Below are 24,714 nucleotides of genomic sequence, written 5' to 3'. Positions count from 1 at the left end.
GCCCGCCGTGACAACCGCTTCCCCAACCCGCCTCATCGTCGGAGTCACCGGTGCCACCGGGGCCCCGCTCGCTGTTCGCCTACTGGAAATCCTGCGGGAGGTGCCGCAGGTGGAGACCCATCTCGTGCTGAGCACCTGGGCCCGCTCCACCATCGAGGTGGAGACGCCCTACACCAGCAGACACTGCGCCGAACTAGCCGATGTGACACACAAGTTCGGCGATCTGGGTGCCACGATCTCCTCCGGCTCCTTTCCGGTCGCGGGCATGGTCATCGTCCCGTGCAGCATGAAGACGATTGCGGCGGTGCGGCATGGCCTGGCCGACAACCTCATCGCCCGCGCAGCCGATGTCACACTCAAGGAACGCCGCCCGTTGGTCCTCGTGCCCAGGGAGACACCGCTCAGCGAGATCCATCTGGAGAACATGCTCGCCCTCTCACGCATGGGAGTCCGCATCGTCCCCCCGATGCCGGCCTTCTACGACATCCCGAACGGCATCAGCGACCTCGTGGATCACATCGTCATGCGGATCCTCGACCAGTTCGAACTCCCCGTGGGCACCGCGGACATCGCGGAGCGGTGGCAGGGCCTGGTCCATACGCGCAGCCACGGACCCATGTCAGGAACGGATCGGCTGCAGCAGCGCAGCCCATGACCGCACCCAGGGCACGGCGGGCGTCCGCTGCGAACAGGGATGGCGCAAGTCCGGCCTCGGGGCACGCCGATGCGGCCCGCCGGCCGCCCGCCACCGGGCTGCCAGGTCCTGGAGTTCATTCCAGATGTCGCGCGGCCCGTGCGTAGTGACGTTCCAGCGGCTGCGGCCCACCGGCCCCGCGCGCAGCCACGACCCGCAGCCGGGCGCGTCGACCACCAGGTGCTCGGCGCCGAAGTCCCGTACCAGCCCGCGAAAGAAGAGGTGATCTGCGGCCGGCCACAGGCCCCGATCGGTGTCCGTCGGCGGCGCCAGCATGCTCCGCTGGGTCCAGGCGCCCGGCTCGGTGGCGATGCGCTGCCGGAAGTCCTCGCTCAACCAGATCCGCTCCATGCCGTGCCCGGCCCGGTGCGCGCCTCCGCCGGAACGAAGGGCCGGTGAGCACTCCTTCAACCGTCGTTGCAGGGGGGCGCGGTCACGGAAGAGCTCGTTGAGCCGACCAGGATCGCCCTGCTGGGGATCCGGGCCCTCCCTGGGACCTTGGCTGACCTGTTCACCTCCCCAGGCAATACGGCGGCACACCCCCGATGGCCAGCCCCAGACCGCGCCGGCTTCCTGCCCCGGGGCGTCACAGCCAATGGCCATCGACGTGCGTGGGCGGCGGCCGGGAGCGTCAGTGCCATGGACATACGGCCCGTAATGTCCCTGCCTGAGACCGCTGCGCTCTCACACCCGCGCCCTGCCGCACCCGCTCCGTTCGCTCGAGATGGACGACGAGACTGTCGCCGAACGGGGAGGCTCATTCCGTGATTCGCGCGCGGGCGTCGTAGCTCAGCTGTCGCGAATCACCCCGTCGAATCACGACCGTGAGAAGGATTTCCCCACACCATCTAATCATCCATGGCCGCCGACATCATCGCCTGATGCCTTGTTGTTGCACACAGGGTCGACCAGAAGTCAACAGCGAATACTAGGCCATTCCCACTGCCTTCCGGCTGGCTGCATAATTCTTTGCTCACACCGCTGGACTCACTGTCAAGCGCGATATCCCCCACAGCTGAAAACTGCTGAGCAGCCGCCCTGGCCAGCAATGTTGTGGTGTTACGGTGGAATCTGGCTAACTCTCAACACCTGAGGTTGACGAAGTGAGAAATCGGCTTGTCGTCAAGGGCGCGCGGCAGCATAATCTCCGTGATGTTTCCGTGGAACTGCCGCGGGACGCGCTGATCGTTTTTACGGGTGTGTCCGGATCCGGAAAGTCAAGTCTGGCGTTCGACACCATATTCGCCGAAGGTCAGCGGCGTTATGTCGAATCCCTCTCGGCATATGCGCGACAGTTTCTCGGGCAGCTCGAGAAGCCCGACGTCGATGCCGTAGAGGGGCTGTCCCCGGCGATCGCCATCGATCAGAAGACGTCGAGTCGCAACCCGCGCTCCACGGTCGGCACCATCACCGAGGTCTACGACCACCTGCGGTTGCTGTACGCCCGCATCGGCCGCCCCCATTGCCCCGAGTGCGGCGAACCAGTCAGCCGGCAGACCCCGCAGCACATCGTCGACCTGCTGCTGGACGAGGACGAAGGAACCCGTTTCCAGGTGCTGGCCCCGGTCGTCCGTGACCGAAAGGGCGAGCATGCCGAGGTTTTCCGTCAGCTGTCCGCCGACGGATTCAGCCGGGTACGGGTGGACGGGACGGTCCTCGCACTGGCCACCCCGCCCGCGCTCGACAAGCGCAAGAAGCACTCCATCGACGTAATCGTGGACAGGCTGGCCGTCAAGCAAGACATCCGGCAGCGGCTGACGGAGTCAGTGGAAACTGCGCTGGGAGTCGGTGGCGGTGTCCTGCGGGTCGAGTTCATCGACCGGGAGCCTGGCCGGGCAGGGCGCGAGCTGGTCTTCTCCGAGGCGATGGCCTGCCCACGCTCCCACGACATCGGCCTGGAGTCGCTGGAGCCGAGGTTGTTCTCCTTCAACGCCCCTTGGGGCGCCTGCCCTGCCTGCACGGGCATCGGTTCGTCCATGGAAGTCGACCCCGATCTCGTCGTACCCGACGAGACCAAGTCGCTGGCCGAGGGCGCCATCGCCCCATGGACCAACACCAGCGGCGCCGACTACTTCACCCGTCTTCTCGAAGCTCTGGCCGCCGACGCCGGATTCAGCACCGCCACTCCCTGGCACCAGCTCTCCTCCGAGACGCGGGAGATGGTGCTGCACGGGGCGGACCGTCGGCTGCACCTCTCATTCCGGAACCGGCTGGGCCGCGAGCGTTCGTACCTGGCCCGCTTCGAAGGCGTGATCCCGCACATCGTGCGCCGCTTCGCCGAAGGCATCGAGTCCGGTGGCGCGTCGAATCGCTTCGGTGGATACATGCGTGCAGTGCCCTGTGCGGCCTGCGGAGGCGCCCGCCTGGCCCCAGCCGTCCTGTCGGTCACCGTGGGAGGGCACAGCATCGCTCAGGCAGCCGCGCTGCCACTCGGTGAACTCGCCCGCTTTGTGGCGGCGTTGCAGCTGACGGGCAGTGAGCGGCGGATCGCGGAAGCCGTCCTCGCGGAGATCGGTGAGCGGTTGCGATTCCTGCTCGACGTGGGCTTGGACTATCTCTCACTCGACCGGCCTGCCGCCTCCCTCTCCGGCGGGGAGGCCCAGCGGATCCGGCTGGCAACGCAGATCGGCGCCGGCCTGACCGGCGTGCTCTACGTGCTGGACGAGCCCTCCGTCGGGCTGCACCAGCGCGACAATCAGCGCCTCATCGAAACACTCAAGCGGCTACGCGACCGTGGCAACACCGTGATCGTCGTCGAACACGACGAGGAGACCCTGCAGGTCGCCGACTGGGTGGTCGACATCGGCCCCGGCGCCGGTACACACGGCGGCCGCATCGTCTGCTCAGGCACCGTGCAGGAGGTCGCCGAGCACCCCGAGTCCGTCACCGGCGCCTATCTCTCCGGACGCCGAACCATTCCCCTGCCCGCACGGCGCCGAAAGCCGACGGCAGGCCGGGCCCTCACCGTGCACGGGGCCTGCGAGCACAACCTACGTGATATCACCGTGTCCTTCCCGCTCAGTCTGTTCACCGTGGTCACCGGCGTCTCCGGCTCCGGCAAGTCGACCCTGGTCAACGACATCCTGCACACCGCCCTCGCCCAGCAGATCCACCGTGCGTACAAGGTGCCCGGCCGACACCGCACTATCGCCGGCGTCGAGCACCTCGACAAGGTGGTCCAGGTCGACCAGACCCCGATCGGCCGCAGCCCTCGGTCCAACCCGGCAACTTACACGGGCGTCTTTGACCACCTGCGCAAGCTGTTCGCTCAGACCCCGGAGGCAAAAGTCCGTGGCTACCAGCCCGGCCGGTTCTCCTTCAACGTCAAGGGCGGCCGCTGCGAGCACTGCTACGGCGATGGCACCGTCAGGATCGAGATGAACTTCCTACCGGACGTGTACGTGCCGTGCGAGGTGTGCAGAGGCGCCCAGTACAACCGCGAGACCCTGGATGTCCACTACAAGGGCAAATCCATCGCCGACGTCCTCGCCATGACCGTGGCAGAAAGCCTGGAGTTCTTCGACGGCCACCAGATCATCTCCCGCCACCTACGGGCCCTGGACGACGTCGGGCTCGGCTACGTCAAGCTCGGCCAAGCGGCCACCACCCTGTCCGGAGGCGAGGCGCAGCGTGTCAAACTCGCCGCCGAACTCCAACGCCGTAGCCGCGGTCGAACCCTCTACGTACTGGACGAACCCACCACCGGCCTGCATGTCGCCGACGTTGACCGGCTGCTGACTGCCCTGCAACGCCTCGTCGACGGCGGCAATACGGTCGTCGTCATCGAGCACAACCTCGACGTGATCAAGACGGCCGACTGGATCGTCGACATGGGCCCAGAAGGCGGACACCGAGGCGGAGAGGTCGTCGCCGAGGGCACCCCGGAGGAGATCGCGGCCCACCATTGGTCACACACCGGGCAGTTCCTCAAGCACTTGGTGGGGAACCGATGAACGCCACGGATCTGCCGGACCCGCAGGACCCGCAGGACCTCCAGCTGGACCAGGACGACGAGAGCGAGGCGCCTCCACCCAGTCTTCCCACGGACAGCGGCACCGTCGACCAAGTCAAGGACTACCTCCGGCTTATTGCCAAGGTCAAACTGCTCACCGCCGAACAGGAGGTGGAGCTGGCCAAACGCATCGAAGCCGGACTGTACGCGGAGCACCTTCTCGCCGAAGAGCCAGGCCTGGACCCGCACTACCGTCGCGAACTCAGCCTCCTCGCTGAAGACGGACACCGCGCCAAACAGCACTTCACCGAGGCCAACCTCCGCCTGGTAGTCGCCGTCGCCAAGCGCTTCACCGGACGAGGACTCCACTTTCTTGACCTCATTCAGGAAGGCAACACCGGACTCATCAGAGCCGTCGAGAAGTTCGATTACGTCAAGGGCTTCAAGTTCTCCACCTACGCCACTTGGTGGATCAAGCAGGGAGTCTCCCGGGCCCTTGCCGATCAGAGCCGCACCATCCGCATCCCAGTGCATACCGTGGAAATCATCAACCGCGTGGCACGGATCCGCCGTGAGTTCCTCCGCGACACCGGGTCCGAGCCCACCCCGCAGGAACTGGCCGACAAGGCGGAAGTCCCGATGGAGAAACTGATCGAGCTCGACGCCTACACCAAGGAGCCCGTTTCGCTGGACGTCAGTCTGTCCGACGATGGCAATACCGGGTTCGGTGATCTCATCATGGACAGCGACTTGCCCTCCCCCTGGGAAGTGGTCGCCTTCGGACTTCTCCAGGAAGCCATCCAGGCCATCCTGGCCGGCCTCAGCCCTCGTGAAGCCGGCATCATCTCTCTACGGTTCGGCCTCCTCGGCGGTCGCCCGCGGACCCTGGAGGAGATCGGCAACACCTACGGCGTGACCCGCGAGCGCATACGCCAGATCGAGGGCAAAGCGATGAGCAAGCTCCGGCACCCCTCACGCTCCCATGAGCTGCGGGACTACCTCAGCGACGCGTGACGCACGCCGCTTGATGTTCCAGGCCCGCTTGATCTGCGACAACCGAGCCGCCCACCAAACCGCAGCAGGGAGCCGGTGTACCGGCTTGCCCACCTCTCGTTCAGGACTACAGTCCCGACGAGAGAGCCCTCCGGCTTGCGGTCGCTTCGGATGAGAGCCCTTCGGCCTTTTGCGCGCTGGTCGGTTGCCCTTCTGCTGCTACGTCGGTGCGGTCCGACTGGGCAACGTTGATCGGCACGGCGGAGGGCGGGGACTCGTTTCGGGTGTACGCAGGGTCCACCGCGCCTTGGCTGACCTGCTTTGCGGACCCCTCGAAGCGAATACCGATGCCGCTGGATCGACCCCCGTATCGTCAAGGCCGGCCTCCTCAGCACCGCCGGCCACCTCAACGCCGCCACCACTGAACTGCGGGCCCTCGGTACGATCAAGGCACGTGAGGAACTGTTCGAGGTCCTGGTCCGGCAAGGTAAGGCGGCCGAGGCGATCGCCGTCCACCCCACAGTGGCCGAGCAGCGGGCTGCCAGACAGCGCGTTGCCGAATCAAAGCCCGAATCCGTCCCTCTCCGCGAGGGCGGGTACTCCCTGGAGTCACCCTTCTAGTGTCCTGCGGACTGCAGTTCCCGTACCACGCGGGTCGCCACCGGCACGAGCACACCGTGGCGGTCGGCCGCGCGCAGCAGCGCTCCGCCGATGGCGTCGAGTTCCAGCGGCCGGCCCGCTTCCGCGTCGCGCTGCATGGAGGACTTGGCGTCGGGAGGGAAGGCGTCGTAGCGCGCCAAGGCCTGAGCGGGGTCCACCGGTGCGCCGCAGGCACGGCTGACCGCGGCGGTTTCGGCGACCAGGCTCTCCAGCTCCTCGTGGTGGCGGGTGCGGACCTCTCCGAGGGGCGCGCCGTACCGGGTGGTGAGGAGGGCGAAGGGGGCGAGGAAGGCCATTTTTGCCCACAAGGCTGTGGTCTCGTCCTCAGTCAGGCGGGCCGTCACGCCCGCGGCGGACAGGGCGGTCGCCAGGGCTTCGACGTGGGGGCGGGGTGCCGTGCCGGCGGCCAGGTCGATCTCGACGAACGGGCTGCCGTGCTCGATGACGACGGGCCCGGTGCCAACGGGGGCAAGGCGGGTTGACTCCACGCGGATCACTCCGGGGGCCACCCGGTCAGGCCGGTAGCGAGCGCGGAGGGTGGCAGGGTGTTCGACGCCGTTCAGCAGCGGTACGACGAGGGCGTCGCCGAGGGCTGCGGGCGGGACGCGGGTAAGTGCGGCATCCAGAGCGATCTGCTTGACGGTGATCAGGCACGCGTCGACCGGCTCTCGCAGTTCGCTGTCCGTTTCCACGGCTGCGGTGAAGTCGCCGAACTGGCGGCTATGTACCTCGATCCCGCTGCTGCGCAAGGTGTGTGCCGTGGCTTCGCGGGCCAGGCAGATGACGCGGTGCCCGGAGCGGGACAGTAGGGCGGCCAGCAGACCGCCGATGCCGCCCGAACCCAAAATGGCCACCGTGGGCTTGCTCGTCATGAGTGTCACGAAGTTGTCCTCTCGTAGGTCGGCCCCGATGATCGGTGGCCGCCTTCAAGACGATCGTTGCAGAGGTGCCCGCCATGCGTGGGACTGGGGGTGCGGACCAGAACGCGCAGAGGCGCCGTATCAGGAGAGCTTGATCCTCAACCGGACCAACCATTGATAGCCGTCAAGTGGATCACTTCAGGGGCGAAGGTCAGGCCCTGCCATCTGGATCAGCGAGACCTCGGACGGCGGCACATCTGGCTCCGACAGCGCCACGAGTTCGCAGCTGGGTGCATCGCCGCGTTCCAGTGCCGACACGTATGTCAGCGCCTGCTCCAGCTCCAGTGTCGGTGCCTGCTGACGTAGTGCGCGCAGGGCAGCCAGGCGTCCCTTGTCGGCGAGAATCTGCGCCACATGTGCACTGAGCGGGGCTTTCGCGTTGGACGGCGTATGTCCTTTGAAGCGCCGGCGGTACTCGTCCTGCCAGTTGTCCATCTTGAAGGTCACGATCGGAATCATGTAGACGCTGCCGTCCTCGCCGTCGACCAGGATCGGTCCGCCACCGACGATGAGATGCCGTGAATCTCCCGTTTCAAGCCATGCTCGGGACTGCGTTGACACAAGCCATCCGAACTCGTGCCGCGCCACGCCCGAAACCACCTCGGGCGGCACGGTGTCCTGCGAGAGCGGACGGCCCTGGTGTTCACGCAGCAGTGCTTGCTCAACCAGTTCGACAGCACGCTCTTTCGAAATCACGCACCCATCATGCGGGCCACTCTGCGGTCAGCCAATCGGTATTCATGCCAGGGTGGAGCCATCCACCGGAGGGAAGGCAACGCTCTCGTCATAGAACACCCGCTGCTGAAGGCAGTGGTGGAGTTGGCCGAGCATGCGGTTGAACAGATGCCGGAGGGCTTGGGCATCCCAGTCTCCAATCTCACGGCGTCGTCGGTAGTGGGCGTTGGCTCCGAGCGAGTGGGTGAGGGTGGCGAAGGCCCATAGGTGTCCGGCATGGTTGAGCCGGTTGTTCTTCACGAACCGGCGGCCGACGTACTTGCGCTTGCCGGAGGCCCTAGTGATGGGGGCCACGCCTGCGTACGCCTTGAGTCCGCCGGCGGTTGCGAAGCGGGTGCGGTCGTCGCCCATCTCTGCCAGGAGGCGAGCCCCGACACCGGGGCCGATGCCGGGGAAGCTGAGCATGATCGGCGCGTCGGGGTGAGTGCGGAAGGATCGCTCCACAGCCTTGGCGAGCTCGTCGACGGCCTTGCAAACGGCGTTCAACTGGATCAGCAGGGCCTTGGTCCGGATTCCCATGGCTTCCTCGACCGCGGGCAGCTGGCGGGCCGTGGGCTGCCGGAACAGCGTGTGGAGCCGTTCGGCATCCTCGGTGATGTCGCGCGGCACGTCGCAGGACACCGAGCCTCGATCAAACCCGGAACGGTTCAGTGGTCGCAGTGCTCCCTGGCTGGTTCGGGAGTGCTGGCCGATACCGAGGTCCGGATGCTGCGGGAGCGGTTCGGGGGTTGGAGGCGGATGACGGTGGGCCAGACGCCGGCGAAGGGCGGCACCCCGCCGAGGGGATGCCGCCCTTGGGTTGCGCCGGTTCCGCTCAGGCGGCGCGGCGGGTCTTGCGGCGGCGTACTGCGACGGCGGTGCCGCCACCAGCGACGATCAGCGCGGCGGCTACACCAGTGATCGCCGCGGTGTTGATGCTGATCGACGCCCCCATCGGCGCGGACAACGCCTTCGTCGTCATCAAATCCGACGAAGACGCCTCACCGGCGCGCTTGACGCAAGTCTGATTCTTCGTCGGCAGTTTTCCGGTAGCCAGGTACCTGTTGACCTCGTCGTCCACGCAGGCGTTGCCGTAGCGGCCGAAGAGGGCGTGCCGGTTGGCGCCCTTGAGGGTGAGCAGCTTGGAGCCGGGCAGTTGCTCGTGCAGGGTCACGCTGCTCTTGTAGGTGGTGCGGGGGTCGCCGGTGGCTGCCACGATCAGTACCGGGGCGTCGCGGCGGACCTGGGTGGGTTCCTCGCGGGGGCGGTCCCAGAAGGCGCAGGGGCCGATGTTGTTGGTCATTGGTCCGAACACCGGGTGCGCGGCCCGGCTGCGTTCGATGTCGCGCCAGTAGACCTCGGGGTCGCGCGGGGCGGCCACGTCCCCGCAGAGGACCGCGGCCTGGACTCCCGACGGTTCGGCCGCGCCATGCAGTAGGTACCGGAGCGTCGCGGCGAACTCCGGCGAGAGCGGCGTCGGCGCCGTGCCCCGTGCGGCCCTGCTCAGCACGGCCAGCTGCTCGGCGAGGAACGCCCGGGTCGGGTCGGTGTCGTCCCCGATGCTGGAGTAGAGGAGGACCGGCACCTGGGTGTCGTCGATCCGGAAGGTGTCCGAGCCGGTGCCGACGGTCAGCGGGCCACTGGCGGACGCCTTGAGGACGCGGTCGACGGTGGTGAGCACTTGGGCGCGGGTGCGGCCGAGGCCGTATTCGGCGTCGCGGTCCGCCGCCCACGCGGCCCAGGCGGACAGCGCCTTCTCGCTCGCGCGCTCGGTGCCCTTCGTCAGGCGGGGGCCGTAGTCGGCGGGGGCGACCGCGCCGTCGAGCACGACGCGGTCGTAGCGGCCGGGGAACATCTGGGTGTAAACCGCGCCCAAGTAGGTGCCGTACGAGTAGCCGAGGTAGGAGATCTTCCGCTCGCCGAGCGCGCCGCGGACGACATCCATGTCACGGGCCGTGTTGCGGGTACTGATGTACGGCAGCACTGAGGCGTCATGGGTGCGGCACTTCTTGGCAAGGCTCTTCTGCAGGGCGACCTGGCCGTCGAAGCCTGCCCGGCTGGTGCCGGCCGAGAACCAGGACGTGCCGACGGGCCAGCCGCAGTCCAGTGGGGTGCTGCGGCCGACGAAGCGTGGGTCGAAGCCGACGATGTCGTAGCGCGCGCCGACGTCCTTCATCGCCTTGCGGACGTCCGGCGGCGACTGGACTGAAGGTCCGCCTGGCCCGCCGTTGTTCAGCAGGATCGATCCGATGCGGTGGTGGGTGTCGGTGGCCTTGAGCCGGGATATCGCGAGGGTGATCGTGCGCCCTGCGGGGTGGGCGTAGTCGAGCGGCACGGTGACGTCCGCGCACTGCACACCGGCCTTGTCCAGATCGCGGCCCGTCGTGTCGACGGGGCCCGTGACGCAGCTGCCCCAGCCGAGGTGTTGCCGGTGGTACTGGTCGAGCCCGGCTCCGGTGCCGTTCTTGGCGGGGGTCTCTGAAGCTGAGGCCAGGGCGGGGGAAGTGATGAAGCAGGCGGCGAGGGTGAGGTTCGCGGCGGAGGCGCGCCACGCGGTGGGGCTGAGGATGGTCACAGGTCTCCTTGGGTTGGTGGGTACGGTCGGTGCCGCGGAACGCGGTGTCCAGGGCGGCGCGGAAGTCGGCTTCGGCTCGGTACCAGGCACCTCGTTGCTGTGGAGTCCGATGAAGATCTTGTTTTGACTGCCTGACTCAACCGCTTCGCCCCTGAATATCGATCGGGGCAAACCTGCCTGGGCCGGGCGCGATTTCAAGATTTCCAGTGGGCTTCCAGGGTGTTTCTGACGGCTCTTGAAACATCTGGTGGCTGTCACGGGTGCGCACGCTCAACCGTGCGAGGCCACGCCGGACAGATGAGGTGCTCACAGGTCACCTGAGCCGTTAGGTCAGTCCGCCATCATGACCCGGTCGGGTTCCGGGGCAGGTGCGTTCGCACGGTGCTGCGGGTGGCCGCCCTTGGTGGGCCGTGGGCGGACCGGCCACCAGATGCTCCGTCCGAGGAGTGCGGTAAGGGCGGGGACCAGCACCAGCGAGAGGACGAGCGCGGAGAGCAGGATTCCGAGCGTCATTGCGAAGGCGATCTGCTCGTTGCCCGGGGTCGTGGCGAGGGTGGCGAAGGAGCCGGCAAGGACCAGGCCTGCGGTCGCGATGGCCGGTGTCGTGTGCTGCACCGCGCGGGCCACGGCGGCGCGGGCCGGGCCCGGTCGCTGCATTTCCTCCCGGATCCGGTCGCTGATCAGGATGTTGTAGTCGGTGCCCAGTGCCACGACGAACAGAAACAGCACGAGCGGGAGGGAGAAGTTGACGCCCGGCTTACCGAGGACGTGCTGGAAGAGCAGGGTGGCGGCGCCGAGGGTGGCGGCGAAGCCGAGCCCGACGGAGAGCATCAGGATCACCGGTGCGAGCAGGCTGCGCAGGAGCAGCAGGAGGATCAGCGCGATCAGTGCGGCCGCGACCGGGAACACGATCTTCAGGTCGTGGTCGACGGCGGTGGAGATGTCGGCGTAGATCGCCGCCGTTCCGCCCACGTGTGCCGTCGTTCCGGCGGGTGTGTGCTGGGCGACCGCTGCCCGTACGGGCCCGGAGGCCAGGTCGCGGGCCTGCTGGCTCTGCGGGTCCGCGGTCGGGTAGAGGTCGATCCGGGCGGCGCGGTGGTCCTTGTTCAGGACGGTCCGTGCGACCTGGCCCACGCCCTTGACCTGGGTGAGAGCACGGGAGAGGCCGTCGAGCCGGCCTGCGGTGAGGGTGCCGCCGTCAGTGGCGGTGACGAAGACGCTCGTCGGGTCCGACACCCCGGCCGGCAGCGCACGGGATATCTCGGTCGCGGTGGCCGCCGCAGGGGTCTTGGCAGCGGCGTTGCCCTGGCCGTAGTCCATGCGGATCCCGATCAGCCCGGCGGCCAGCGCGGCAAGCAGGGCGACGGAGGCGAACGTCATCGTCATCGGTCGTCGTGCGACCCGCGCCCCGAAGCGGGCGGCACGGCCCTCGTCGGGCTCGTGGCCAAGGGCCTTGGAGGGCCAGAACATCTTGCGCCCGGCGGCCGCGAGCAGCGCCGGCAGCAGGGTGAGGCTGCCGAGCAGCATCACCAGGACCGCGACGGCGATGGCGGGGCCCAGCGAGCGGGACTGGCCGAAGGTCGCCACGCCCAGCGTGGCGAACCCGGCCACGATGGTCAGCGCCGCCGAGGTGATCGCGGTGCCCACCCGTCCCGAGACCTGCCCGGCCGCCTCGCGGGCGGACTGCTCCGGCCGGGCGCGCAGTTGCTCGCGGAAGCGGAACAGCAGGAACAGCAGGTAGTCGATGCCGATGCCGAGCAGGACCACGCTGATCAGATCAGGGGTGCCCGCGTCGAGCTTGCGCCCGGTGAGTATCGCGGCACCCGCGACGGCTCCCCCCGCCACGCCGATGATCATGGCGACCGCGACCAGCGGCAGCAGGGCCGCCAGCACGCTGCGGAACACCAGCACGTTGATCAGCAGGATGAGCCCCATGAGGAGGGCGCCCCCGACCTTCGCGGCGGTCTCGTGGGAATCGGTGGTGTCGACGGTGTCGGCGAGACTTCCGGTGAAGCCGGTGCGCATCCCCGCCTCGGAGAACTGCGTCCGGGCGGCGTCCCGGAAGGCCCGGTAGACGCCCTGGACCCCCTTGTCCGTACGGTTCCCGATCAGCTCGACGGAGAGCAGTTCGAAACTCCGGTCGGGTGCCACCATTGCCGGGGCGATCCGGGGTGTCTGGGAGCGGTCCGGGACCAGGAATTTCGGTCTGTCGCCCTCCCTGGGCATGATCACCCGGCGCTGCGCCAGCTTCGCCGCCTCGGCCTCGACCCGCTTCTGGTCGGCGGCGCCGAGAGCCTTGCCGTCGGACCGGGCGACCAGCATCGTCACGGTGGTGGCGTCGGGGTTCACCCCGAACTGTTCCTCGGCTATCTCCAGGGCGGCGGCCGAGTCGTAGCTCTTGGGCAGGAAATCCCCGGTCTGGTTCTGGGTGACGCGGCCGATCAGTGTCGGGGCCAGGGCGCTCAGCACGACACCCAGCACCGCCCAGAGGGCGATGACTTTCCACGGGTGTCTGGTGGAGTATCCGGTCAGGGCGCGGATCACGATGTCCTCCGGCGGACGGACTTGCATGCGGACGTCTGCCGGGGGCTCCCGGCCGGTATCCAGACCATCACCCCGAGGGGCCGGTAAGCGTCCTGGCAGCGGATGATCCGGGCCGGGGCCCTGGGTCCTGCCCCGGCCAGGGACCAGGACCCAGGTCCTGGTCCTGGTCCCCATCCTGGTCGCGGGCCGCGAGCTGCCGCCGACGGTGCTGTCGCTGCAGCTGCTGTGCAACTCTGTACCGGAGGCCGTAAGGCCGGACACAGGGAGAACAGACATGCGCAGGCGCCGACACATCGGGCCCGGCGATGCCCGGGAGCCGCTGAACATCGGCAGCGCCGGGCCGCCGTGGTCCCGCAACGACGCACTCGTGACCGGCGGGGCCTGCGCGATGAACCTGCTCAGCTACGTGTTCTTCGACGACCCCGACGGCCGATACGCCGTGAGCGTGGCCGGGTTCCTCCTCGTCGCGCTGGCAGCCCTGCCGCTGCTCGTCCGGCGCAGCCACCCGGTGGTGGCGCTCGCTGCCGTACTGGCACTCGATACGACAGCCACCCTGACCGCGCCGCTGCCCAGACACTTCGGTGCCGTCCTGCTGGTCGCCCTGTACTCAGTCGCCAGGGCCTGCACCGGCCGGGTGACAGCGGTCGCGGCCGTCGCGACGGTGTCGCTGACGTTGCTGAGCCAGAGCCACGGCCGGATTCCGCCCTGGCAGGACGCCGCTGTCACGCCCCTCTCCGCCCTGATCGTCGTCGGCACCGCCATGGCGGTCAACCGCTGGCAGCGGGAGGTGGCGGCGAACCGCAGACTTCTCGCCGACCGTGCGGTGGCCGACGAACGCCGCCGCATCGCACGGGAGCTGCACGACATCGTGGCCCACCACATCACCACCATGCAGCTGATGGCCGGCGGAGCCCGGGCCAACCTCGCCCGACCGGAGGTGGTCCGGGACGCCCTGGTCACCCTGGAATCCTCCGGGCGGCTCGCCCTGCGCGAGATGCGCCAGCTCCTCGATGTGCTGCGGGCCGGTGACGAACCGGAGTCCGCGCCGTCGCAGCCCCAGCCGGGCGTCGACGACCTCGACCTTCTGGTGGCCGAATCCCGCCTTGCCGGACTGCCGACCGAGTTCAGCGTCCACGGGCCGCAGCGCCCGCTGCCGCCGACCGTCGGCCTCACGGTGTTCAGGATCACCCAGGAAGCCCTCACCAACGCCCGCAAGTACGCGGGGCCCGCCCGCGCGTCCGTGCGGCTGACGTATCGCCAGGATCGGGTCACCGTCGAAGTGCGGGACGACGGCGGGAGCACACCGCCGCAGGAGGGGGCGTCGTCGGTGGGCTCGGGCGGTTACGGCCTGATCGGCATGCGCGAGCGCGTCGCCCTGCACGGCGGCACCCTCGCCGTCGGCCCGCGGGCCGACGGTGGGTTCGCAGTGGTGGCCGACCTGCCGCTGACCACGGACGAGGCGGCCGAAGCAGCCGTCCAGCACGAGGGGGCACACCGATGACCGGGACCCGGCCGAACACACCGAGGATCAGAGTGCTGATCGCGGACGACCAGCCGCTGGTCCGGCGCGGCCTGTCGCTGATCCTCTCCCCCGACCCGTCCTTCGAGGTCGTGGGAGAGGCCGAGGACGGCGCGCAGGCTGTCGCCCTCGCCCGCCGACTGCGCCCCGACGTCGTGGTGATGGACATTCGGATGCCCGTCCTCGACGGTGTCGGCGCGACCGGGGAACTCGCCGCCACCGTGCCCGGCTGCCGGGTCCTGGCCCTCAGCACCTTCGACATGGACGAGTACGTCGTGGGTGCCCTGCGCGCCGGAGCCTGCGGGTTCCTGCCCAAGGACAGCTCGCCGGAGGACCTGAGCGCGGCGATCCGCACCGTCCACGCAGGCGAGGCCGTCGTCGCGCCGCGTCTGCTCACCCGGCTGATCTCCACCTACGTACGGGCCCCTCACGGCGCGTCGCAGCCACTCCCCACCGACCTGGGCGAACTCACACCCCGGGAGGTCGAGGTGTGGCGTCTGATGGCCACCGGTCTGGACAACGCCGAGATCGCCCACGACCTGCACATCAGCGTCTCCACGGTCAAGAACTACATCACCAGCATCTTCGGCAAGCTCGACGTCCGTGACCGCGCCCAGGCGGTCATCGCGGCCTACGAATCGGGGCTGGTCACCGCCCGCGCGGCAACCGGCAACCCGCGCGGCGACGGAAACACCGCATAGCCGGGCCGACCGGTGCGCTCACTGCTTGCACAGGGTGGTGTCGAGGAGGGCCGGGCCATCGGCAGGGCCTCCCGAAACTCCTACGCGGCCGACTTCTCCCACCGCGAGGGCGGGTAACTCCCCAAGTTCCCATAGCCGGGCCTGCCCCGGGGTGGGGAGGCGTCCAGAGCGTGGACTGCCCCGGACGCTGGTTCAGCGGCACAGGCAGGCCGGGTCAGGCCACCTGATGTCGCGTCAGCCCGTGACCCCGGGCACGACCAGGCCGGTTTCGTACGCGATCACCACCGCGTGGGTCCGGTTCTGCGCGCCGAGCTTGGTCAGCACGTTCCCGACGTGTGTCTTCACCGTCTCCAGGCTCACCGTGAGCGACTCCGCAATCTCCGGGTTGGACAGGCCGGTGGCCATCAACCGCAGCGCCTCCTCCTCCCGGCCCGTCAGCGCCGCCTGCGGCAGCGCCTCGGCGGAGCCCAGCGGGCGGGCGGTGACCATCTGGCGCAGGGCCGCCGAGAAGAGGATCGCCTCGCCCGCCGCGACCACCCGCACTGCTTCCGCGATCTGCGGGACCGGGAGCCGCTTGAGCACGAAGCCGCTGGCCCCGGCGCTGAGTGCAGCGGTGACGTAGCCGTCGTTCTCGAAGGTGGTGATCACCACGACTTTCGGCGGTTCGGCCGACTCCGCGAGGAGCTGCCGGGTGGCCTCGATGCCGTTGAGGCGCGGCATCCGCACGTCCATCAGGACCACGTCCGGCCGCAACTGCCGCGCCCGCTCGACGGCCTCGACGCCGTCGGCAGCCTCCCCGACCGCCGGCGTTCCGGCCAAGCGCCCGGCGAGAGTTCCTGACACTGCCCGCCCCGACCCCGGCCTGCACCGCCCGCCTACTACGTGGGGCCCTCGCCGCCAGTGCCACGACTCGTCCACTTCGCTCTCGGTCGGCTCGTAGTCTTCTGGGTGTACCGCGTCTGCGCGCTCTCGGCAGCCTGAGCAGTGTCGCGGGGCTCGCGGTTCAGGCGGGTGAGCAGGGCGAGTGCTGGGCGAGGCCGCGCTCACGCGAGCCCGTCTTGCCGCCCGCTCGCTTGCCTGTGGTCCGGCCGGCCTTCGGTGCGAGCAATTCCGGCGCGTATCGCCGACGGACTGGGGCCCGCGTGCCGCATCTCGCGGGGGCATACCCCGAAGCGCTGCCGGAATGCCGTGCTGAGCGCGCTCGAGGAGGAGAATCCCGAGGCATAGGCCAGCTCGGTGATCGTCATATGCCGGTACGCGGGTGCCCGCAGCCGGTCTCGTACCAACCGCAGCCGCTCCTCGCGGATAAGCTCGCGGGGGGTCGTCCCGGCATGCTGCAGGACCAGCTGCACCTGGCGCAGCGACCAACCCAGCGCCTGCGCCACGGTGACGCCGGTCATATCAGGGTCGGCCGCATGCTCGCGGATGTACCGGCGGACCACCGTCTCCACATCGGCCAGATGGCCCGGGGCGGTGGGGCGGTCTTCGCCTGCGGCGAGCATGCACAGCAGCTCGACCAGCCGGTCCGACACCGCGTCGAACTGGCCGCTGGTGAGGGTGTCGCGCTCCTCATGCAGACCGGTCAGCATGCCGCCCACCACCCGGCCGAGGCCGGTGGTCAAGTCGAGGCCTGCAGTGAGCGGCGACGACCGATTCAATCGCCCGTTCACCTCCTGAGCGGCGATCGACATGATGAGCGCCCGCATGGAGGCTTCCTGCAGGATCTCGAACGGTGTGGCGAACGAGATCAGGCACCCGGCCCCCGGCACCAGCCGTACCTCCCGGTCGTCCTGCCGCAGCACCATTTCCCCGGCGACCGGTAGCAGCAAGCGGTAGTCCTCGTCCGGGTCGCGCCGCGCCTGGCCCGCGGTCCGGGTGTACTTGATCGTGTCCGACCAGAACATGACGATCTGATAGGCGTCAGTGCACTGGCGGATCGTCCCCGCATGAAAGTTGTCGGTGCGCGGGTACATGTAGCCCACCCGGCTTTGATACGACGTCACGTGCTCGCTCCAGAAGTCGGTGCGTTCACGCAACGTCACGTCACGGGTTGTCAACGTATCCACAACGTAGGTTTCCACGGCCATCGAAGACACCCTTCACCGCAGCCTTCTCGTAGTGTGCATATCCAGAGTTGATTCTCGCGCTCATGGCATCAAGCGTTGCGCACTGCAACAACTTCCTTACGCGCACGCGCAATTCACGGCGCACGATCCAGTCCTACAGTCAGTCACAGGATCCGCTGTGCGCCAGGGCAAGGCGGGGCGGGTCCCCGCCCGACTGAGGTGGGGCAGCCCCGCAACCGTCCCATCCGAGGGAGGAACCCATGGGCAGGGCTTGGCCCCGTTCGAGGTACGGCGGGCCAGGGAAGGAATCCCCTTGGGCTGCATGCAAATGATCTGGCTGGCGGCGCAGGCACTATGCGGTCTCGTGGCTACCGGCCAGCGCCGATAATCGCCGGTTTTCCTAAGGATTACGGCGTTTCCGAAGACACGGGGGAGACGAGTGGGTAACAGGAAAAGGGCCGTGGTGTCAGTGGGAGGCGCTGTGCTCGCGCTGCTGACACTTTCGGGATGCGGCGGAATCGATGGAAAGATCGCGAACTACGACAGTGTCGCCGTCTGGCCGAACGCGAACCCTATCGGTTCGCAGCCAGAACAGCAGCTCACGACGCTGACACCGATCACAGTCGACTGCTACGAGCCAGGCAAGACCGATGCCAGTGGCTACGGCTACGGCGCCACGTACAAGATCTCCTACGACGGCGGCTCAGGGTATATCGACGCAAGCACCTCGATCACGAGCGACGATGGTGAAGTGACGCCTGAGATGGTGTCCGAGTGCTGATCTCCCGACCTGCTGAAGCAGGCGCACATCCAACCGAACCCTGGTAAAGGGCGGCACAAAAGCCTGGAACATCAAGATTGGTCGAAGCGTACGATGACGGGCGGCGTTGTATCACCAGCACCGACGCCCGGCGGGCTGCCGTGCTCTCGCGAATCGTGCGGTTTCACACGATAGTTGAGCAGGCTTTCGAGCCGTCGGAGGCCTATCAGATCGGGGAAGAGAATGGGCCTTCTACACGCTTGGCGGATACAGAGGCTGGTTTCAGGCGCCAGGGTCGCCTTTGAACAGGGTGAGCAGACGTTCAGCGTCAGCTTCGACGTCGATACCCGCGCCCTGTCCATGAGGAAGATCCGCAAGGAGGTCGACTTGATCGTCGCTCAAATAGAGCCGACCGGTTGGCAGTGCGTCAGGGTTGCCCCCTTCCTCGCGTCGGTGAACATCGACTTCATCCGCTCCACGGAGGCACTGCTGGCCGTGGAGGAGGAACCCATGGACATAGACCGCATCGACCCGGACCTCAAGGAGCGGCTGAAGGTGCGCCGCCTCTTCCTCTTCCAGGAGCCCTCCGATCCTCGCGGCGAGCAGAAGGTGTCCGTGCGCCTGGGCGAAGGCTCTCCGGACGGCTTCCCGGTCGGTCACGTCGTGTCCTCGGGATCCATGTGGCTCTCCTACGCCCGGGTACCGCGCGACGGCACCTTCAGGAACAGGGAGTTCCTGGGGCCGCAGACGTTCGAGGAGGCACTGGACACCGTCCTGACCTTCGCCCGGTACGACGACCTCCTGCGTAGTTCGGAGCGGTCGTACAGCACGGTCGTGGGTATGGAGCGGGCAGAGTGGCTCGCCGGACACACAGAACCGGCGGGGATCACCCACCTCGGGAACGGCAGGGTCCGGCTCACCGAGTCCGCCGTCGCCTATCTGCGTAATCCGCCGCCCGGAATCGGCCTTTTCCTTTTCGTCACTGACAACGACAAGCTGTGGATCGACGGGGATACGTATCCGATGACACCTGACGCGTAATACGGCACTGGTACTGGCGCATTTGATGTCAGAAGTGACAGTCGGCGCGCGTACTCGGAGGGGCAGGCGACGCGGGGGGGGTGCGGACATCACGGCTTGGCGGACCACGGTGTGCGACGACGGCCCGTCAAAGCCTGGAGGCCGCTGAGGGTGCGGGCGAGCGGGGCAAATCTGCGGGGATCAGCGCTCCATGATGGTGTCCGTGTACGCGCGCCTGATCGCGGAACTCTGCAGTGGGGGGCGGATGGCCGGGGCTACTTTTCTGTTCGTCCGGTGGGGTTGCGCGAAGGGGGTCTGGGGATGCTCTCGGAGGCGTTGACGGCACTGACTGCGGCTGGTGGCGCTGCCGTGGTGCAGGCGGCGGGTACGGATACGTGGGCCGGGGTGCGCGCGGCCGTGGCGCGCCTGCTGGCCCAGGGAGACCCGGAGCGCGAGCGCCACCAACTCCGGAGGCTGGACCGTACCGCTAACGCGGTGACAACTGAGGGCGGGGCGCTCCAAAGGTCCCTTCAGGCGGCCGCTTGGCAGGCCGATCTCGCCGAGTTCCTTGAACCGCTGGAAGGCGTCGAACGCGAGCGGGCGATTACCGCACTCCAGGCACTGGCCGAACAGCCCTCGGCGCTGGGCCGTGGCGGAGACACTGTCACAGGCAACACCTGCACTGGGTGGGCGGTCCCTGCACCACCTCGAAGCGCCGCGAAACGGGCCTGGGTGGAGGGCAAGGCCGCTCGGTTCGCACAGGCGAGGGGCTGAGGTTCACGCCTGGTCGCTCGCGTGCCGCGCGCGGAACGCCGCTGCTTTGACGCGGTTCTGGCAGGCCGTCGAGCAGAACTGACGGCCGGCGTTGCGGGACGTGTCCACATAGACCCGGTCGCAGCGCGGGGCTGCGCAAACCCCGAGGCGTCCGGCGTAATCGCCGCCGAGGGCCATGGCGAGGCCGGTGGCACAGCCGGCGCTCCAACCGACGGCGTAGGAGTCGTCAGCACCGTGGAAGTGGACCTGCCACGGCTCCCCGGGAGCCCGGTCGAGCTGCGGGCGGGCGCCGGTCTCACGCAGCAGCGCGTTGAGGGCGGGAGCCGCGTCGTCGAGGCGGTCGGCGGCTGCGGCCTCGAACACGGTCCGTAGGGTGCGGGCGGTGTCGGCCAACTGGTCGGCCTCGCCGAGTCCCAGGTCTGCCCCGGCGGAGAGCGCCGCGCGGACCGCCCCGACCCGTTCGGCGCCCTCGGGGGCGAGGTAGCGACGACCGCGCGCCTCACCGTCGGTCAGCGCGTTGACGAGCGCCACCGAGGCATCGAGGAGGACATACATGTGACTGTCGAACAACACTTGACCAGTTACCTTTCACCCGCCTACGGTGTACGTCACTGACAATAGACGATTGGCCAGTGACGGGAGGTGCTGTGCTGCGCTCCGAACCGCTGCCCCGCACCGTCCGCCTGCTGCTGCTCGCTCAGGTCGTCAACCGGCTCGGAGCCTTCTCGCTGCCCTTCCTCACCGCGCTGATCTGCGCCGACCACGGCGCGAGCCTGGCCACCGCCGGGCTGGTCAGCGCCGTCTTCGGGCTCGCGACGATCCCCTCGCGGTTGGCCGGGGGAGGACTGGCCGACCGGATCGGCCGGCGCACGACCATCGTGCTCGGGCTCTGCGGATGCGCCACCGCGCAGCTGGCGATCGCGGCCTCCACGTCGCTCACCTGGGCGGTCACCGGGGCAGTGCTGCTCGGGCTGGCCTTCGAACTTTACGAACCGCCGAGCCAGGCCATCATCGGCGAGTCCGTGCCGGAGCGGCAACGGGTACGCGCCTTCAGCCTGTTCAGCGCCGCGCTCGCGGCGGGCGGCATGGGCGCCGGACTGCTCGCCGCCCTGCTCGGACACTGGGACCTGCGCTGGCTCTTCGTCACCGACGCCGCCACGTGCCTGGCCTGCGCGCTGCTGATCCGGCTGGCTCTTCCACGCGACCGTCCGGCACCGCCCGGAGCGGACCAGGACGGCACCGCCGTGCGACCGCTGCGGGACCGAGCCCTGCTGGGCGTCCTGGCCACCGGAACCGCCTACGCCCTGATCAACCAGCAGACCGTGATGACCCTGCCACTAGCGCTCGCGCGGCAGGGCCTGCCCGCCGCCTACGCCGGGCTGTTGTTCACCGCCGCCGCGGCCACCACCGTGCTCGCCCAGCCGCTCGTCCGGCTGCCCTGGGCGACCCGGCTCACGACACCCGGCGCGCTCGCCCTCGCCCATCTCCTCCTGGCCGCGGGGCTGACCGGCTACGCCCTCGCCCGCACCCTGCCGGCCCTGCTCGCCTCGGCCGCCGTGTGGAGCCTGGGCGACCTGCTGGTCATGGGCCGCATCTACGCGCTCGTCACCGATCTCGCGCCGCCCGGCGGAAGCGGCCGTTACCTGGCCGTCTTCGGCACCAGCTGGGGCATCGCCGCGACGCTCGCACCCGTCCTCGGCACCCAACTGCTCGCCCGCGCGGGGACGACCACGCTGTGGTCCACGATGGCCGCTCTCTGCCTGCTGCTCGCTGCCCTGCACCTCCGGGTGACACCGGAGTCGCCCGGTCTCGACAACGTCGCGGAGGCGGTTCGCCGCCGGGTCCCGGACGCTGCGTAGCGGCGGTCCGCCCGGCTCGCGGACCGGTGCTGTCGCTTCTCGGTTCTGGCACAGATCTTGGTTGCGCCGTGAGGCTCTGTTGGTTCGAGTGGAGGTGGGAGACCTGCACCAACCTCCTGTCGCAGCAGGCGGGTTGAAGCTGAAAGCAGCCTGAGCCGGGTGATGCCGGGGAGGGTGAGAGCGGCCCTGACGAAGCCGGGACGTGACCAGTACTGCCAGGTGGGGCGGGTCCGGCAAGCGTGATGGAGAGGGGTACGCGAGGAACCGGCGTTTTACGTCCCTTAAAGTGCCTCCGGCTCGAACCTGGCGGATCTGGGCCGGAAGCGGTGCGTACTCGGGTCGTCCTCTCGGGTGGTCTGACAACTCCTGGGCCGGTCTACGAAAGCTGGCCGGGAGGCCACGAGTAAAGCCTGCGGCGTACTCGTGGCGATACCGCAGGGACACAGTCGGGCTCCTACTCCGTCGAGCGAACCGCAGTGAACACGGGAACCGTCCCGAACCTCGCCCCGCCACCTGTCTCCAGCAGGCTGCCGGGGCTGGGCGCATCGACCGCCGATCGGTCCGGGACGGGGCGGAGCCGCCGTAGTACTCCGAGGCCGGGAAGGCCGGCCACATGGGGAAGGGCGGCAGCGGTATCGAGAAGGGAAGGATGCTGCAATGCCGGAAGACGCCCCGCCGAATGGCGGAGCCCCGGGCCCTCGGGCCCGGGTACTGGAGATACGCCTCCCAGCTCGGGTAACCGAGGGGTGTTCAGACCTGGGCGGCGTGCGCGTCACGGACCCGGGCGGCGAGGACCGTGACCGTGTGCCGGACGTCGTCCATGGCCTCGCGCAGCGAGGCCGTCACCCCGGGGGCGCGGGCGCGGTCAGCGGCGGCCGCGCCGGTTCGGCGACGTCGCCCTGGTCCTGGTCATGCACGCCCATGACTCCATCGTCCTCCGTGCCGGCGGGCCGGACCAGGGCGTGCGTGTCCTCTGACAAGCGATCTTGGCCGTTTGCCAGGCTAGTTTGACCGGCCCGTTCCACGGTGAACCGCTCCTCCCCGCAGGCGAAGGCCCGGCCTGCCCGGGATGCCGGCTGGTGATGGGGAGCTGTGCCGGGCGGTTTGGTGACTGGCCTGCTGGCGGCGGAAACCTGAGAGTCGGGCGGGCCTGGCCGTGTCAGGGGGACTTTACGGCGTTGATCATGGTGTATCCCATCTTGTCACGGCACAAGGCGAGGATGCTCGGGTAGACGGTGTCGAGCTGCGCCATCGCGGCGGTGCCCACCAGCTCCGCGATCTGGGCGCGCCTTGCGGCGAACAGGCGCGGGATCAGCTCGTAGGTGGGCTTGAACTCCCGGGACATGTCGCGGATGTTTTGGATGGCGAAGCCGGCCTCGCCGAGCATGCGGGAGTAGTCCTCGGGTCCGGCGGGGAGGCGGGAGAGGGCGAACGCGGCCTGGAAGAGTTGGACTTCCTCGGGCGTGAAGGGCACGGCTTCGTAGCAGTCCGCGAGAACGAAGCGGCCCCCGGGCCGCAGCACCCGCCGAACCTCGCGGATCGCGGCGGGGCGGTCGGAGAAGTGAGCGAACGACTCGATGGCCCACGCGGCGTCGAAGATCTCGGACTCCTGGGGCAGAGCCATGGCATCCGCCTGTTCGAAGGCGACGCGGTCGGACAGTCCCGCCTTCAAGGCGCGGTCGCGGCCGGCCCGGACCTGCGCGGCGCTGACCGTCACGCCGAGCACGCTCGCGCCCGACTCGGCACCGATTCGCACGGTGGGCCGGCCGGTGCCACAGCCGACGTCCAGCATCCGCTGTCCCGGCAGCAGCCCGACCACGTCGATGAGGCTGCCGGTCCAGGAGTCCTGGGCCCGGGTGAGTTCCTCCCACATCTCGTCGGCCGTCGGCTCCCCCGTCTGCGTCCGCACGCCGTCGGTCCACATGCCCAGGTGCATGCTGTCGCCCATGGTCAGGCCATACAGGCCTCCGAAGCGGTCGTACCATTCGCCGACCTCCCGGGCCGATGGATCGCTCATGTCCAACTCCTCGCTTCCGTTTGGCCCACCGGGCGGGGTGGTGCCGCCGGGCCGACCCGACCGATCGGCCCCGCTGCCTCCACTACTTCCCCGGAACGGCCGCGCAGTGAGGCATACGGCGGGGCGTACGGAAGCACGAATGGATCCATGCACTGAATCGCCCACATGCGGCAGACCTGCTTCGTTGGCCGTCAAGATCGCTTGGCAAAGGGTCAAGATCTTGTGTCAGAGGTCAGGGCGGAAGCATGAGCGCGAGCTCCGTCTCACAGCCTCGCAGCTCACCGCTTCTGCCTGGGGGAATGGGGTGTGAGGCTCACAACCTGCAAGCCTTCGGCGGGCTCCAGGCGGCAGAGCCGGAATGGGCGGCAGGTGCCGAGGAGGTCGAGGTGGTCCTCCACCGGCCAGGTGGCCAGGATGGCGGAACGGGAGAGGCAGAACCGAAGCGAGGCTGAAGGGCTTGTCGGTCGTTGGGAGTAGGACCGGCGCCCCATGTGCACCCCGAGCCTGCTGGCTAGGGTCGGTACTCATGCAGAACACGGAATTCGTTCGTCGCCAGGTGGCGGAACGTAGGCGCGACTCTCTGGAACGGCTCGCCACAGAGCGCGACGTGTGGGTATCAACAGCTCACCCTGATCACGGGCCGCACCAGGTGCCGCTGTGGTTTTCGTGGGACGGTCGAGCGGTGTGGATGTGCACCAGCGCAACTTCCGTGACCGCGCGGAACGTCCGCAAGGAACCACGGGTGCGCCTGTCGCTGCCGGACACCTTCGATGTGGTGCTTCTGCAGGGCGAGGCGGAGTGCTTCACCGACCAGAACGTGCCCGGGGACGCAGCGGACGCGTTCTCGGCGTCGCTTGAATTCTGACCCTCTGACGGCGGATCAAAAGTGACCCACTTGGTGGTCTTCGCCTGAACCTGATCTTGATGGAAGGTCAGGAGGGAGAGG

At 68.6% G+C, this 24,714-nt stretch carries 20 protein-coding genes and 2 pseudogenes; 11 read left to right on the top strand and 11 right to left on the bottom strand.

What is annotated here, in order from left to right:
- Nucleotides 1-7: 7 nt before the first annotated feature.
- Nucleotides 8-655 carry a UbiX family flavin prenyltransferase gene (locus IEZ15_RS32050; RefSeq protein ID WP_189280490.1) on the top strand — a complete coding sequence of 216 codons (648 nt, stop codon included), beginning with the start codon at nt 8-10 and terminating at the stop codon, nt 653-655.
- Here IEZ15_RS32050 and IEZ15_RS32045 read toward each other — a convergent pair.
- On the bottom strand, nt 620-1,030 hold the full coding sequence (locus IEZ15_RS32045) for a hypothetical protein (protein WP_229846233.1): 411 nt from the start codon (nt 1,028-1,030) through the stop codon (nt 620-622). The two genes, IEZ15_RS32050 and IEZ15_RS32045, sit on opposite strands and share 36 nt — an antisense overlap.
- 767 nt (nt 1,031-1,797) lie before the next feature.
- Between IEZ15_RS32045 and uvrA the strand changes: the two genes are divergently transcribed.
- The 3 genes from uvrA (at nt 1,798) to IEZ15_RS32030 (ending at nt 6,260) form a co-directional block, all read left to right on the top strand.
- The gene (gene uvrA, locus IEZ15_RS32040; protein WP_189280489.1) at nt 1,798-4,647 is read left to right on the top strand and encodes an excinuclease ABC subunit UvrA; all 2,850 of its coding nucleotides are present in this window, start codon (nt 1,798-1,800) and stop codon (nt 4,645-4,647) included.
- Nucleotides 4,644-5,660 (top strand): RNA polymerase sigma factor, encoded by a 1,017-nt coding sequence (locus tag IEZ15_RS32035; protein WP_189280488.1) that lies wholly within the window; start codon nt 4,644-4,646, stop codon nt 5,658-5,660. Before uvrA ends, IEZ15_RS32035 begins: the two co-directional genes overlap by 4 nt.
- Before the next feature lie 300 nt (nt 5,661-5,960).
- Nucleotides 5,961-6,260, top strand: coding sequence for a hypothetical protein (locus IEZ15_RS32030; RefSeq protein WP_229846232.1), 300 nt, complete (start codon nt 5,961-5,963; stop codon nt 6,258-6,260).
- On the opposite strand, the gene IEZ15_RS32025 is transcribed toward IEZ15_RS32030, so the two are convergent.
- The 5 genes and pseudogenes from IEZ15_RS32025 to IEZ15_RS32005 form a co-directional block, all read right to left on the bottom strand.
- Complete coding sequence (locus IEZ15_RS32025) at nt 6,257-7,171, bottom strand: ketopantoate reductase family protein (RefSeq protein WP_189280536.1); 915 nt, start codon at nt 7,169-7,171, stop codon at nt 6,257-6,259. The two genes, IEZ15_RS32030 and IEZ15_RS32025, sit on opposite strands and share 4 nt — an antisense overlap.
- A 186-nt stretch (nt 7,172-7,357) precedes the next feature.
- Entirely contained in the window at nt 7,358-7,915 is a 558-nt protein-coding gene (locus tag IEZ15_RS32020) for a YrhB domain-containing protein (RefSeq protein WP_189280487.1), read from the bottom strand.
- 42 nt (nt 7,916-7,957) lie between these two features.
- A pseudogene (locus tag IEZ15_RS32015) lies at nt 7,958-8,539 on the bottom strand (transposase); the annotation flags it as partial.
- 229 nt (nt 8,540-8,768) lie between these two features.
- Nucleotides 8,769-10,508, bottom strand: coding sequence for an alpha/beta hydrolase (locus tag IEZ15_RS32010; protein ID WP_189280485.1), 1,740 nt, complete (start codon nt 10,506-10,508; stop codon nt 8,769-8,771).
- A 330-nt stretch (nt 10,509-10,838) separates the two neighbouring features.
- Nucleotides 10,839-13,079, bottom strand: coding sequence for an MMPL family transporter (locus IEZ15_RS32005; protein WP_229846231.1), 2,241 nt, complete (start codon nt 13,077-13,079; stop codon nt 10,839-10,841).
- Nucleotides 13,080-13,326: 247 nt separating this feature from the next.
- Here IEZ15_RS32005 and IEZ15_RS32000 point away from each other — a divergent pair, with 247 nt between their 5' ends.
- Together IEZ15_RS32000 and IEZ15_RS31995 are read left to right on the top strand one after the other, a co-directional pair.
- Nucleotides 13,327-14,553 (top strand): sensor histidine kinase, encoded by a 1,227-nt coding sequence (locus IEZ15_RS32000; RefSeq protein WP_189280484.1) that lies wholly within the window; start codon nt 13,327-13,329, stop codon nt 14,551-14,553.
- Nucleotides 14,550-15,272, top strand: a complete 723-nt coding sequence (locus IEZ15_RS31995; RefSeq protein ID WP_189280483.1) for a response regulator transcription factor — start codon at nt 14,550-14,552, stop codon at nt 15,270-15,272. Before IEZ15_RS32000 ends, IEZ15_RS31995 begins: the two co-directional genes overlap by 4 nt.
- A 234-nt stretch (nt 15,273-15,506) precedes the next feature.
- Here IEZ15_RS31995 and IEZ15_RS31990 read toward each other — a convergent pair whose 3' ends face one another.
- The gene (locus tag IEZ15_RS31990) at nt 15,507-16,091 is read right to left on the bottom strand and encodes a response regulator (protein WP_308427462.1); all 585 of its coding nucleotides are present in this window, start codon (nt 16,089-16,091) and stop codon (nt 15,507-15,509) included.
- A gap of 224 nt (nt 16,092-16,315) precedes the next feature.
- The gene (locus tag IEZ15_RS31985; RefSeq protein ID WP_189280481.1) at nt 16,316-17,359 is read right to left on the bottom strand and encodes an AraC-like ligand-binding domain-containing protein; all 1,044 of its coding nucleotides are present in this window, start codon (nt 17,357-17,359) and stop codon (nt 16,316-16,318) included.
- 460 nt (nt 17,360-17,819) lie between these two features.
- On the opposite strand from IEZ15_RS31985, the gene IEZ15_RS31980 reads away from it, so the two are divergent.
- From IEZ15_RS31980 to IEZ15_RS31970, 3 genes are all read left to right on the top strand, one after another.
- The gene (locus tag IEZ15_RS31980) at nt 17,820-18,119 is read left to right on the top strand and encodes a hypothetical protein (protein WP_189280480.1); all 300 of its coding nucleotides are present in this window, start codon (nt 17,820-17,822) and stop codon (nt 18,117-18,119) included.
- A 366-nt stretch (nt 18,120-18,485) separates the two neighbouring features.
- Nucleotides 18,486-19,139, top strand: coding sequence for a hypothetical protein (locus IEZ15_RS31975; protein WP_189280479.1), 654 nt, complete (start codon nt 18,486-18,488; stop codon nt 19,137-19,139).
- 300 nt (nt 19,140-19,439) lie between these two features.
- A complete protein-coding gene (locus tag IEZ15_RS31970; protein WP_189280478.1) occupies nt 19,440-19,892 on the top strand; it encodes a hypothetical protein in 453 nt (150 codons plus the stop codon).
- A 3-nt stretch (nt 19,893-19,895) separates the two neighbouring features.
- Here IEZ15_RS31970 and IEZ15_RS31965 read toward each other — a convergent pair whose 3' ends face one another.
- Nucleotides 19,896-20,465, bottom strand: coding sequence for a CGNR zinc finger domain-containing protein (locus IEZ15_RS31965; RefSeq protein ID WP_229846230.1), 570 nt, complete (start codon nt 20,463-20,465; stop codon nt 19,896-19,898).
- A 59-nt stretch (nt 20,466-20,524) separates the two neighbouring features.
- Between IEZ15_RS31965 and IEZ15_RS31960 the strand changes: the two genes are divergently transcribed.
- Nucleotides 20,525-21,751, top strand: coding sequence for an MFS transporter (locus IEZ15_RS31960; protein ID WP_229846229.1), 1,227 nt, complete (start codon nt 20,525-20,527; stop codon nt 21,749-21,751).
- Nucleotides 21,752-22,593: 842 nt separating this feature from the next.
- On the opposite strand, the gene IEZ15_RS45310 is transcribed toward IEZ15_RS31960, so the two are convergent.
- Both IEZ15_RS45310 and IEZ15_RS31950 read right to left on the bottom strand, forming a co-directional pair.
- Nucleotides 22,594-22,731, bottom strand: a complete 138-nt coding sequence (locus IEZ15_RS45310) for a hypothetical protein (RefSeq protein WP_189280477.1) — start codon at nt 22,729-22,731, stop codon at nt 22,594-22,596.
- A 179-nt stretch (nt 22,732-22,910) separates the two neighbouring features.
- Nucleotides 22,911-23,768 (bottom strand): class I SAM-dependent methyltransferase, encoded by an 858-nt coding sequence (locus tag IEZ15_RS31950; protein WP_189280476.1) that lies wholly within the window; start codon nt 23,766-23,768, stop codon nt 22,911-22,913.
- Nucleotides 23,769-24,294: 526 nt separating this feature from the next.
- Between IEZ15_RS31950 and IEZ15_RS31945 the strand changes: the two are divergent.
- Nucleotides 24,295-24,615: pseudogene (locus IEZ15_RS31945) on the top strand (pyridoxamine 5'-phosphate oxidase family protein); the annotation flags it as partial.
- Nucleotides 24,616-24,714: the final 99 nt, after the last annotated feature.

The organism is Streptomyces atratus (genome assembly GCF_014648655.1).
GTDB classification, from domain to species: domain Bacteria; phylum Actinomycetota; class Actinomycetes; order Streptomycetales; family Streptomycetaceae; genus Streptomyces; species Streptomyces atratus.
This window is presented reverse-complemented; position numbering and strand designations above follow the sequence as displayed.